Here is an 11,092-nt window from a genome sequence, read left to right as displayed (position 1 = left end):
GCTGTCTTTTACTCTAAAGAATCTAAACGCATACTAGGTTATAACGATGGAGAGTATAACAATTTTGGATCTAATTCTCAAAACTGGAATGATAGAGTTCACCCAGACGACAAACAAAAATATTTTCAAGATTTCCAAGATCACCTAAACGGCCTACATCCTATTTACTGTAATGAGCATCGTGTTTTAGCAAATGACGGGAGTTATAAATGGATTTTAGACAAAGGTAAAGTTATAGAAAAAGATGAAGCTGGTAAAGCTGTTAGAGTTATTGGTACACACATAGATATTACCGATCGTGTTGAAAATGAGAAAAAAATAAAAAAGTCTCTTGATTTAGTTACCGAGCAAAATAAGAAACTACAAAACTTTGCACATATAGTTACCCATAACCTAAAAGAACACTCTGGTAACTTTAATAGTTTACTTCAGTTTTATGATGAGGCAAAAGATGAAAGCGAAAAAGAAGAAACTATAGCTTATTTAAAAATAGTATCTTCTTCTCTAAGTAAAACTATTAATGATTTAAAACAAATTGTCTCTGTTGGTACTAAAAAAGAATTAGAGATCGAAAAGATATATATATCTAAATATATTAAGCGAGTTATTCACTTATTAGATATAATAATAAAAGAAAACAGAGTATGTATAAATAATGAAATAGACGAACGCTTATTTATTCATTTTAGTCCAGCATACATGGAAAGCATTATTCAAAACCTTTTATCTAATGCTATAAAATATAAACACCCTAAAAGAGACCCAATAATAACGTTAAAAGCTTTTATTGATGATTCAGACCATATAATCATTAAAGTCTCAGATAATGGTTTGGGGATAGATTTAAACAAATATGGTAACGATATTTTTGGACTTTATAAAACGTTCCATTTAAATGAAAATGCTGAAGGCATTGGTTTATATCTCATAAAAAGTCAAATTGAAGCTTTTGGAGGACAAATTAATGTAAAAAGTAAAGTAGGAGAAGGTACAGAATTTATTATAAATATACCAAACAAAGCTATAGACTAAACAAAAAAGCAATCTTTAATTAAAGATTGCTTTTTTGTTTTTCTAGTAATTTTTAAAACTTTATTTCGCTATATTAACAGCTCTTGTCTCTCTTATTACTGTAACTTTTACTTGGCCAGGGTATGTCATATCTGTTTGTATTTTTTGAGAAATATTAAATGATAAATCTGCTGCTTTTTCATCATTTACTTTTTCACTCTCAACAATAACTCTAAGCTCTCTACCAGCTTGTATTGCATACGCTTTCTTTACTCCATTAAACCCAAAGGCTACTTCTTCTAAATCCTTTAATCGTTGTATGTAAGAATCTAAAACTTGACGTCTTGCACCTGGTCTTGCACCAGATATTGCATCACAAACCTGAATAATTGGCGATAATAACGACTTCATTTCTATTTCATCATGGTGTGCCCCAATAGCATTACATACTTCTGGTTTTTCACCATACTTTTCTGCCCATTGCATTCCTAAAATTGCGTGAGGAGTTTCCATGTCTGTTTCGGCGTCTGGCACTTTACCAATATCGTGTAATAATCCAGCACGTTTAGCTAATTTAGAATTTAAGCCTAATTCTGCAGCCATTACACCACATAGTTTAGCAACTTCTCTAGAGTGTTGTAATAAGTTTTGTCCATAAGAAGAACGATACTTCATACGCCCTACCATTTTTATTAATTCTGGATGTAATCCATGAATTCCTAAATCTATAACTGTACGTTTACCAACCTCTATTATTTCTTGCTCTATTTGTTTTTGAGTCTTTTTAACTATTTCCTCAATTCTTGCAGGGTGAATTCTACCATCTGTAACTAATTTATGAAGCGATAATCTTGCAATCTCACGTCTTACAGAATCAAAACACGATAAAATAATAGCTTCAGGAGTGTCGTCTACAATAATTTCTACCCCAGTAGCGGCTTCTATAGCACGAATATTACGTCCTTCTCGACCAATAATTCTACCTTTAACATCGTCTGATTCTATATTAAATACAGACACACAATTGTCTACAGCTTCCTCTGTACCAATACGTTGTATAGTATTAATTATAATTTTCTTAGCTTCCTGCTGAGCCGTTAATTTAGCTTCTTCAATTTTATCTTGAATATAAGCCATAGCATCACTTTTAGCTTCTCCTCTTAAAGATTCAACTAATTGTGCTTTTGCTTCTTCTGCAGATAAACTAGAAATAACTTCTAATTGCTCTACTTGACTTTTATGTAATCTATCTAATTCGTTTTGTTTTTTTTCTAAAACATCTACTCTATGATTGTAATCATTTAATTTAGCCTCTACAGCTGCAGTCGCTTTTTTAGACTTAGAGAGTTCGTTAGATATTTGAGATTCTTTATCTCTAGTGCGTTTTTCCGCCTCGGCTATTTTCTTATCTCTAGATAAAATAACCTTTTCATGTTCTGCTTTTAGTTCAATAAATTTTTCTTTTGCTTGAAGTATTTTATCCTTTTTAATAGTTTCTCCTTCATTTTTAGCTTCTCTTAAAATCGCTGAAGCCGATTTTTTAGCGCTCTTTATAAGTTTGGAAGCATTGTTTCGCTCTAGTACTTTAGCTACAATAAACCCAATTATAGCCCCTATTGCGATACCTCCTACAATTGATAGAATTATTTCATTCATTTTTTAGTTAGTTTAATATATAAAAAAAGCCTACACTAATTTTAGTTTTGTATAAACTCCTTAAAAACAAGTTTAGGGCTAACAAGCTGATCAAGTATCTGTTCTAAGACAGCCCGCTTTTACAACTTAAACTCACCCTTTTTAAAGAATTAACGTTGAGTTTATCAAAAAAATAATTAATGTAGGCAGTAACCTTTATTTTATTTATAAGAACGTTTTAAGAACCTAAATAAGAATCTAATACCGTGTTTAAAGCATTTAACTTTTCTTCGATATGTTCATCTACATGTTCTTTATCCAAAGCCTTCTGTTCTACTTGAGATGCAAATTGTAAAGCACACATGGCTAAAACATCTTGTTTATCTCTAACGGAATAACTTTGCTCAAATTGTGCAATCATGGTATCTATTTTCTTAGCTGCTATTCTTAATCCTTCTTCTTGACTCGGTTGTATCGTTAAAGGATAAACTCTATTAGCTATAGAAAGCTTTATTTTAAGCTTTTCTGCCATAAGTAACACTATGTTTGCATTATTCTGATAATTGACCAATACAATGATCTATATCTCTAATTAATGCGTTTATTTTGAGTTTAGTTTCTCTTTTATCATTATCACTGCCTAGTATTGTGTTTGCCATTTTTAGCGTTTCATATTTTTCCTTCCAATTGGATAATTCCGCTTTTTGGCTTTGAATTATATTTTGACTTTGCTCTAATTCTTGAGTTAATTCTAAATTAGTTTGCTTTAAATCGTCTAATGAATTTAAAACTTTACTTATTTTTATCTCAAGAGCATTAACAATGTCTTCAATATTACTCATTTACAAATATCAATACTTATCTTACAAAGTTAACAGAATTACCCCTATTTTACAATAGTTTTTATATAAAATTTATTTTTTTAATCTTACTCCTCATAATCAATACTATGGCTTAGTATTTGATTTATCTTTGGTAATTGCAATCTAATTTATACATTAGCATTAACAAGATTTTTTATGAAAAAACTCCTTTTGCTTTTACTTTTACTTTTACTTTTAAGTACGTCTCTTTACGGACAAAGTCAATACCCTCAAGATTATTTTAGATCACCATTAGACATTACGGTTGTTTTAGCTGGCACTTTTGCAGAATTGCGTTCTAATCATTTTCATTCTGGTTTAGACATTAAAACAAAACAAGTAGAAGGATTAAAAGTCTATGGTATAGCAGATGGATATGTAAGTAGAATAAAAATTGCGCATTACGGATATGGCAAAGCTTTATACGTTACACACCCAAACGGTTATACAAGTGTTTATGCCCATTTACAAAAGTTTTCTCCAGAAATAGAAGCCTACATAAAGAAAAGGCAATACGAAAAAGAATCCTTTGAGATAGAATTATTCCCAAACGAGGATGAATTAATAATACGTAAAAATGATATTATAGCCTTTACAGGTAATACAGGTAGTTCTGGCGGACCACATTTACATTTTGAAATTAGAGACAATCAAGAACGTCCAATCAACCCTATGTTATTTGGAATAGATGTAAAAGACACTAGGAAGCCTGTTATTTCTAACATATACGCCTACCCTATTAGTAAAAATGCACATATTAATGGCTCTAGCAAAAAACAAAAACTACGTTTAATCCCTCTAAAAGATGGAAATTATAAAGTAGAGCCTATAAAAGCTTATGGAACAATAGGCTTTAGTATAGAAACAATAGACAGGCAAGATCTCGCTGGTAATAAAAATGGAGTATATAATATAAAAACGTTTTATAACGGTATCGAAAATTTTGAAATCGACTTTAGACGTTTTTCGTTTTCTGAAACAAAACATTTAAACCGTTTAATAGACTACGAACATTATAAAACAAAAAAACAAAAGCTTCAAAAACTATTTATAGAAAAGAACAATCCATTAAGTCTCTATGATAATACCATAGACAATGGTTATATTAATATTAGCGACAGTACAGCTACTGTATATAAAGTAAAGGTTAGCGATTTTAAAGCTAACACCTCTATTTTAAACATAACCATAAAAGGCGAAAACAAGCTTCCTAACGATACAGAAAACCCTGTGACTACACAGGATTATGTGCTTTCTAGCGAAGCAACCAATTTATCTAAAGATAATGTTTCTGTTAGCATTCCAGAACATACTTTTTACGATGATTTTTTTATAGATTTTAATGTAAAAAACGATACGTTAACTTTACATAAACCTACAATTCCTGTAAAAAAATACTTCACCATAACATATGATATAACACAATATAATAAAGAAGACCGTAATCAATTATATATAGCAGAACTTATTGGCTGGAATAATTTTCCAAGTTACTCCCCAACAAAAAGAAAAGGAAACACTTTAAGTACCAGAACTAAAGATTTAGGAACCTATACTCTAGCAAGAGACACCGATAAACCAACTATTAAACCTTTAAATTTTAAAAATGGATCTTGGCTAAGTAAGTACCGATTTTTAAAACTTAAAATAAATGATAAAACAACAGGTATATCTAATTACAGAGCCACGGTTAATGGAAAATGGATTTTAATGGAATACGATTATAAAAAGAAAATATTAACCTATGATTTTAATGACGGTATAATTACAGATACTAAAAATAATTTAAAAGTAATTGTTACCGATAATGTTGGAAATAGTGCTACTTTTGAAGCTATATTTTACAGAAAATAATTAATACTGCCTGCATTTTATACTAATAAATCGTTTAAAACGTTTAATTGCAGACTATACTAAATGACATAAACCATACCACCTTGACAACTAAATTAAACTTATTAAAAGCTATTATTTTTCTATTACCTTTTTTAAGTCTTGCGCAAACAGGAACGCTTAATGGAATTATTTTAACAGAGGACAATTTGCCAATTGAAGGCGTAAATATAAAAGCAGGTAGCGACGGCACACAAACTAACGAAAATGGTTTTTACGAACTTAAAGTACCAGCTAATACAGACGTAAAAATTATTTTTTCACACATATCACATAAAAATGTAACAATAACGGTTAACCTAAAAAATGGAGAATCTTTTGAGTTTAATCCTGTTATGAGTGCCACCATAGAGCAGTTTGAAGAAGTTATATTAAGTGGTAGAAAACGAAAAGATGTAGAAGGCGTTGTTACTATAAAACCAGCAGTTATTAGAAAAATACCTGGAGCCAATGCTGGTGTAGAAAACTTATTAAAAACATTACCTGGAGTTAGTGGCAATAATGAATTAAGCACACAATACTCAGTTCGAGGAGGAAATTTTGATGAAAACTTAGTTTACGTTAATGGCATTGAAGTCTATAGACCTTTTTTAATACGTTCTGGCCAACAAGAAGGATTAAGTTTTGTAAATAGCGATTTAGTCTCTAATGTAGACTTCTCTGCGGGTGGTTTTCAAGCAAAATACGGAGACAAATTATCTTCGGTTTTAGACATTACTTATAAAAAACCTATAGAATTTGGGGTCTCAGCAGATTTAAGCCTACTTGGTGGTAGCGTTGCAGTAGAAACTAGAAGTAAGGACTCTAAATTTACTGGTATTGTTGGCTTACGTTACAGAGATAATAGTTTATTAGTAAATGCAAAAGAAACAGAAACAAACTACGACCCTAAATTTGCAGACTTACAAAGTTATTTAACCTACCAGTTTACAGATAAATTTGAGTTAAGCTTTTTAGGTAATGCATCCATTAATAAATACAATTACGAACCACAAACACGCCAAACCAATTTTGGTACATTAGATAATCCTCTAGCATTATTAGTCTTCTACGAAGGGCAAGAACGGGATTCATACCAAACACTATTTGGAGCATTACAAGGAACATACGAAGTAAACGATAATTTAAATTTAAGTTTAGTAACCTCTACCTATCATACTACAGAAGAAGAGCACTTCGATATTTTGGCCGAGTACCGTTTAGGAGAAGTAAACAGTAATATTGGAGATGAAGATTTAGGAGAAGTAGAATTTAGCGAAGGTATTGGAGGACAATTAAATCATGGTAGAAATGATTTAGACGCCCTAATAACAACTATTGAACATAAAGGAACCTACAACAAAGATGAACATGAATTTAAATGGTCTTTAAAATATACAAACGAAGACATTAGAGACCGTTTAATAGAATGGGAAGTTATAGATTCTGCGGGCTTTTCCATTAACCCGCCAGATGTTGGTGGCTTTAACGATCAACCCTACACGCCAGACACTACACCCCTAGTAGCTTTCCAAAATGTACAAGCAAGAAATAACACGCAAATAAATCGTTTACAAGCATACTTACAATGGAGTAAACGCTCTAAATTAGGCAATAGCGATGTTTGGTATAATGCAGGTGTTAGAGCGCATAGTTGGAATGTAAACGATGAAGGTTCTAATATAGATAGTGATTGGCAAACCGTATTTAGCCCAAGAGCTCAATTTGCTATAAAGCCAGATTGGGAAAAAGATATGTTATTTAGAGTAAGTGGTGGTTTATATTACCAACCCCCATTTTATAGAGAATTAAGAGCTGCTAATGGTGTTGTACAACCAAATGTAAAAGCACAAAAGTCATTTCATTTAGTGTTAGGAAACGATTATAGCTTTAAAATTTGGGACAGGCCTTTTAAACTAACAACAGAAGCTTACTACAAAAGCCTAACAGACGTTAACCCATATACAGTAGAAAATGTGCGTATACGATACAGAGCAAATAATACAGCAGAAGCCTATGCTTACGGTTTAGACCTAAGGTTGAATGGTGAATTTGTGCCAGGAACAGAAAGTTGGTTTAGTTTTGGTTATTTAAAAACTGAAGAAAACATTAATAATCGTGGCTACATTCCTCGACCAACAGATCAACGCTTAAAATTTGCAGCTTTATTTCAAGACTATGTGCCAAATATTCCTAACATGAAAATGTATTTAAACCTAGTATACAATACAGGCTTACCAGGAGGCTCCCCTAGTTTTGCAGACCCATACGTTTTTCAAAGTAGATTACCAGATTACCGTCGTGCAGATATTGGATTCCAATTTGTATTAGTAGACGAAAACAAACAATTTGATAGTGGATGGAAAAAACCATTTAAAAACCTTTCCTTTGGCTTCGAAATCTTTAATATTTTCGACAATCAAAACTCTATAACCAATACTTGGGTAAGAGATGTATACAGCAAACGCCAATATGCTATTCCTAACTTTTTAACACCTCGTGTATTTAATGTTAGAACCACGATGCGTTTTTAAAAGACTTAATTTATGAAACAACTTATTACAATACTAGTTTTTATTGGGTTCTCTGTAAATTTTGCTTTCGCACAAGAACAAGATTGTAGATCACTTCGTGTTGGTAAGTTTCGTTTAGACGATGCCTCTGTAGGCATACGCACATTAATAGAACGAACAGAAACGGAACAAACAGAAACAAACTTAGATACAGGAGAAACTATAAAAGGGTCTATACAATGGGTAGATAACTGCACCTATATATTTACATACCTAGAAACTTCTAGCAAAGATGAAGTTGTTAAAAGTTTTATAGGACAGGAATTAATCGTAGAAATCACCAAAATAGAAGGCGATAAAATTTCTTTTACTTGCACTATTAAAGACTATGAATACAAATCATCCTTTTTTATGAAAAGAATAGAATAACCTCTAGTCTTACACTATTAATCTCTATAATTAATACGCACAGCAACAGAAAAAGACAATGAAGTACCCTCCAATTAAAGTTAACGATCCGTACGCTAAAACTTCTGAAGCATTAATACACGAGAAGTTAAAGCTGCTAAACCTTAAAAATGGAGAACTATTATGCGATTTAGGTTGCGGAGACGCTAGAGCCTTAATACAAGCCTGTTCTTTTGCTAAAATTAACGGTATAGGATACGAAGTATTACCTGAAGCAATTAAAGACGCACATACCAATATTGAAAAAGCGCAATTAACGAAACAAATAACCATTAAAAATACAGATTTCTATACTGCCGATATCTCTAAAATTGATGCACTAATTCTTTATTTAACCCGAAATGCACTAGGACACCTCTCTTTAAAACTTGAAAACGAGCTAAAAAAAGGTGCTCGAATCGTTACTCATGATTTTGATATTCCTGCTTGGGAAGCAGATTTAATAAAAGAAGTAACTCTAAAAAATGGAATGATAACTACTATTTATTTTTATATAAAAAAATAAATTATCGTTTGCACCTAGAGCTTAGAACCTAGTTATGAAAACACAAGTAATGAATCTGAATATTCGATATGATTTACCTGAAGAAATCTGGCAAACCACTATACCAGAAATTTATAAAGATTTAAACGGTTGGTTAGGTTTTGAAACTAATAAAACACTTACAACAAAAGGACTCCCCTTTTGGTTTAGTTTTAATGACACAGAAAAACACATTACTGCTTCTGTAGAACCTGGAGGATTACAATTTACAGCATTAATGCCAGATGAAGAATGGGAAACATGGAAATTAAATATAAAACGAATAGCAACCGAAAAACTAGGTTTTAAAGTTGGAGAGATAGAATTGGGTGAGGTTGACTAATTAGACCTATTTTATTTTACAAAATGTAATACTTACATACAATCTATTTGATAAGGTAGATATATATTGACGCTACAATAATTATATTATGAAATTTAAATTATTTTTCTTGCTCATTACATTTATTCATTTTACGAACGCGCAGAATGACAATCTAAGTTTTATTAATTTTAAATATAAAGTGTCATCAATTAAAAATTGTTCAGACATAGAAATAATGATTATCTATAATGGTGAAAATAATCCAACAGATATAAAAATTGAATACTGCAAAAGAATTACGAAAAAAAGAAAAACTAAAACCCTTTCAATTAGCAATTTAAAATACAAAACACTTGTTAGTCAATTTTACAAAATTAATAATAGTGATGTCTTTAATTATTCTTCATCATGTCATGATGGGAATAATATTGAGCTAAGCGCTGGTAATCTTAGCAATAGTATCTCATATAATTTAAGCTGTTTGAATAAACAGAAAATAAACACACCTCTAAAGGAGTTAATAATAACAATACAAATGATTCTAAAAGTATCAGATGTAAAGATTAACGATTTTAATTAAAAAACTATTGCCAACAAAGAAATGAGACAAAAAAGCTAGGTTTTAAAGTTGGAGAAATAGAATTGGGCGAGGCTGACTACTAAAATGATTAACTAAATTTATTTAGTGAATGAGAACAAATGATTCAGAGTTAAAAAACACAATATAAAATCATGATGACACCACGAAAACTTCAAACTAACGAATCGAGTAACTATTTTAAACGATATATTAATTTGGTGGAAACCGAAAATATTATTGCTGCTTTAAAAAATCAACTAACAGATATCGAACAGTTTTTTAGAGAATGGCCTAAGAATAAATGGGATTATGCTTACGCTGAAGAAAAATGGACTATAAAAGAAGTCTTAATTCATATGATGGATGTTGAACGAATCTTGGCTTATCGGGCGCTTCGTATTGCACGAAATGATGCGACCCCATTATCTGGATTTGACCAAGATGAATTTACTCCTTTTATGAATGCAGCTAATCGTTCTGCTGAATCCATTATGAGTGAATATCGAGCCGTTAGAATGGCAACAATTGCTTTAGTCAGAAATTTAGATGATGTAGCCTTATCTAGGATTGGTACGGCAAGTAATGCTCCTGTTTCGCCTTTAGCGCTGGCTTTTATTATTGCAGGGCACGAGATACATCACATGAATGTAGTTAGAGAAAAATATGTTTAATAATTGAATATGGACATAAATACAAAAGCAAATAATGCACTTATCGAAATTCAAAACTTTAATTTTTTAATCGGCAAATGGAATCATCTCACTTTGGAGATGATTTTATCGGGTTTAGTATTAGAATGGTTAACCCTAAAACAAATATTTGGACAATTTATTGGACAGACACATCAAGTCCCGAAAACTATTTAAAGGAACAAGTCATTGGAGAATTAAAAAATGGAATTGGAGAGTTTTATGGTAAAGAATTATATCTAGGAAAAGAATACAAATTACGGTTTACTTGGAAAAAGCAATCTGAAAATACTGCGCTTTGGGAACAGGCCTATTTTGATGAAAAAACAAAGGAGTGGCAAACAAATTGGGTAATGGAATTTACAAGAGAAAATTAAGTAAAACTACATACAACAACACTTATAGCTAACTGCGACTGAGTCTTTATTCTAAATTCATTACAATTTGCTATCTTTCGGTTACAACTAAAAAGTCTGTTGAACATTTTTTGCAACGAAACCATACACGAATACGTCTCCAACAATACATTAAATGAAACTACTGATAGAGAAACAAAACGATAACCCAAATTTTATTTTCAATTGCGAGAAAATAATTCAGAACCAAATTAATC

General features: G+C 31.2%; 12 protein-coding genes and 1 other RNA gene. 9 read left to right on the top strand and 4 right to left on the bottom strand.

Features of this window, described 5'->3' with window-relative positions; translation table 11 throughout:
* The coding region (locus ACVC2P_RS18750) for a PAS domain-containing sensor histidine kinase (protein WP_452599979.1) at window positions 1-1,032 on the top strand (1,032 nt) is incomplete at its 5' end.
* 60 nt (window positions 1,033-1,092) lie between these two features.
* Here the strand turns inward: ACVC2P_RS18750 and rny are convergent.
* From rny to ACVC2P_RS18730, 4 genes are all read right to left on the bottom strand, one after another.
* Complete coding sequence (gene rny, locus ACVC2P_RS18745) at window positions 1,093-2,667, bottom strand: ribonuclease Y (protein WP_452599978.1); 1,575 nt, start codon at window positions 2,665-2,667, stop codon at window positions 1,093-1,095.
* A 53-nt stretch (window positions 2,668-2,720) separates the two neighbouring features.
* Window positions 2,721-2,828, bottom strand: a non-coding RNA gene (gene ssrS, locus ACVC2P_RS18740) — 6S RNA.
* A gap of 56 nt (window positions 2,829-2,884) precedes the next feature.
* Window positions 2,885-3,178, bottom strand: coding sequence for a cell division protein ZapA (locus tag ACVC2P_RS18735; protein ID WP_452599977.1), 294 nt, complete (start codon window positions 3,176-3,178; stop codon window positions 2,885-2,887).
* 19 nt (window positions 3,179-3,197) lie between these two features.
* Window positions 3,198-3,488, bottom strand: a complete 291-nt coding sequence (locus tag ACVC2P_RS18730; RefSeq protein ID WP_452599976.1) for a hypothetical protein — start codon at window positions 3,486-3,488, stop codon at window positions 3,198-3,200.
* Between the two features lie 177 nt (window positions 3,489-3,665).
* Here ACVC2P_RS18730 and ACVC2P_RS18725 point away from each other — a divergent pair, with 177 nt between their 5' ends.
* The 8 genes from ACVC2P_RS18725 (at window position 3,666) to ACVC2P_RS18690 (ending at window position 10,856) form a co-directional block, all read left to right on the top strand.
* The gene (locus tag ACVC2P_RS18725) at window positions 3,666-5,363 is read left to right on the top strand and encodes a M23 family metallopeptidase (protein ID WP_452599975.1); all 1,698 of its coding nucleotides are present in this window, start codon (window positions 3,666-3,668) and stop codon (window positions 5,361-5,363) included.
* Between the two features lie 83 nt (window positions 5,364-5,446).
* Window positions 5,447-7,915: a TonB-dependent receptor gene (locus tag ACVC2P_RS18720; RefSeq protein WP_452599974.1), complete on the top strand. Its 2,469-nt coding sequence runs from the start codon at window positions 5,447-5,449 to the stop codon at window positions 7,913-7,915.
* A gap of 12 nt (window positions 7,916-7,927) precedes the next feature.
* The gene (locus ACVC2P_RS18715) at window positions 7,928-8,323 is read left to right on the top strand and encodes a hypothetical protein (RefSeq protein WP_452599973.1); all 396 of its coding nucleotides are present in this window, start codon (window positions 7,928-7,930) and stop codon (window positions 8,321-8,323) included.
* A 58-nt stretch (window positions 8,324-8,381) separates the two neighbouring features.
* A complete protein-coding gene (locus ACVC2P_RS18710; RefSeq protein WP_452599972.1) occupies window positions 8,382-8,867 on the top strand; it encodes a methyltransferase domain-containing protein in 486 nt (161 codons plus the stop codon).
* Between the two features lie 34 nt (window positions 8,868-8,901).
* Window positions 8,902-9,228 carry a hypothetical protein gene (locus ACVC2P_RS18705; RefSeq protein WP_452599971.1) on the top strand — a complete coding sequence of 109 codons (327 nt, stop codon included), beginning with the start codon at window positions 8,902-8,904 and terminating at the stop codon, window positions 9,226-9,228.
* Between the two features lie 217 nt (window positions 9,229-9,445).
* A complete protein-coding gene (locus ACVC2P_RS18700; RefSeq protein ID WP_452599970.1) occupies window positions 9,446-9,790 on the top strand; it encodes a hypothetical protein in 345 nt (114 codons plus the stop codon).
* Between the two features lie 152 nt (window positions 9,791-9,942).
* Window positions 9,943-10,461, top strand: coding sequence for a DinB family protein (locus ACVC2P_RS18695; protein WP_452599969.1), 519 nt, complete (start codon window positions 9,943-9,945; stop codon window positions 10,459-10,461).
* 77 nt (window positions 10,462-10,538) lie between these two features.
* Window positions 10,539-10,856, top strand: a complete 318-nt coding sequence (locus ACVC2P_RS18690) for a hypothetical protein (protein ID WP_452599968.1) — start codon at window positions 10,539-10,541, stop codon at window positions 10,854-10,856.
* Window positions 10,857-11,092: the final 236 nt, after the last annotated feature.

It is taken from the genome of Pontimicrobium sp. MEBiC01747, from assembly GCF_053601635.1.
The sequence above is the reverse complement of the archived record's forward strand: the minus strand, read 5'-3'. Positions and strand labels throughout refer to the sequence as shown.

Excerpts from the sequence above, each read along its gene's own strand:
- ACVC2P_RS18705 (WP_452599971.1), top strand. The coding sequence starts at position 8,902 with ATGAAAACACAAGTAATGAATCTGAATATTCGATATGATTTACCTGAA.
- ACVC2P_RS18690 (WP_452599968.1), top strand. The coding sequence starts at position 10,539 with ATGGAATCATCTCACTTTGGAGATGATTTTATCGGGTTTAGTATTAGA.
- ACVC2P_RS18730 (WP_452599976.1), bottom strand. The coding sequence starts at position 3,488 with ATGAGTAATATTGAAGACATTGTTAATGCTCTTGAGATAAAAATAAGT.
- ACVC2P_RS18700 (WP_452599970.1), top strand. The coding sequence starts at position 9,446 with ATGATTATCTATAATGGTGAAAATAATCCAACAGATATAAAAATTGAA.
- ACVC2P_RS18735 (WP_452599977.1), bottom strand. The coding sequence starts at position 3,178 with ATGGCAGAAAAGCTTAAAATAAAGCTTTCTATAGCTAATAGAGTTTAT.
- ACVC2P_RS18695 (WP_452599969.1), top strand. The coding sequence starts at position 9,943 with ATGATGACACCACGAAAACTTCAAACTAACGAATCGAGTAACTATTTT.
- rny (WP_452599978.1), bottom strand. The coding sequence starts at position 2,667 with ATGAATGAAATAATTCTATCAATTGTAGGAGGTATCGCAATAGGGGCT.
- ACVC2P_RS18725 (WP_452599975.1), top strand. The coding sequence starts at position 3,666 with ATGAAAAAACTCCTTTTGCTTTTACTTTTACTTTTACTTTTAAGTACG.
- ACVC2P_RS18710 (WP_452599972.1), top strand. The coding sequence starts at position 8,382 with ATGAAGTACCCTCCAATTAAAGTTAACGATCCGTACGCTAAAACTTCT.
- ACVC2P_RS18715 (WP_452599973.1), top strand. The coding sequence starts at position 7,928 with ATGAAACAACTTATTACAATACTAGTTTTTATTGGGTTCTCTGTAAAT.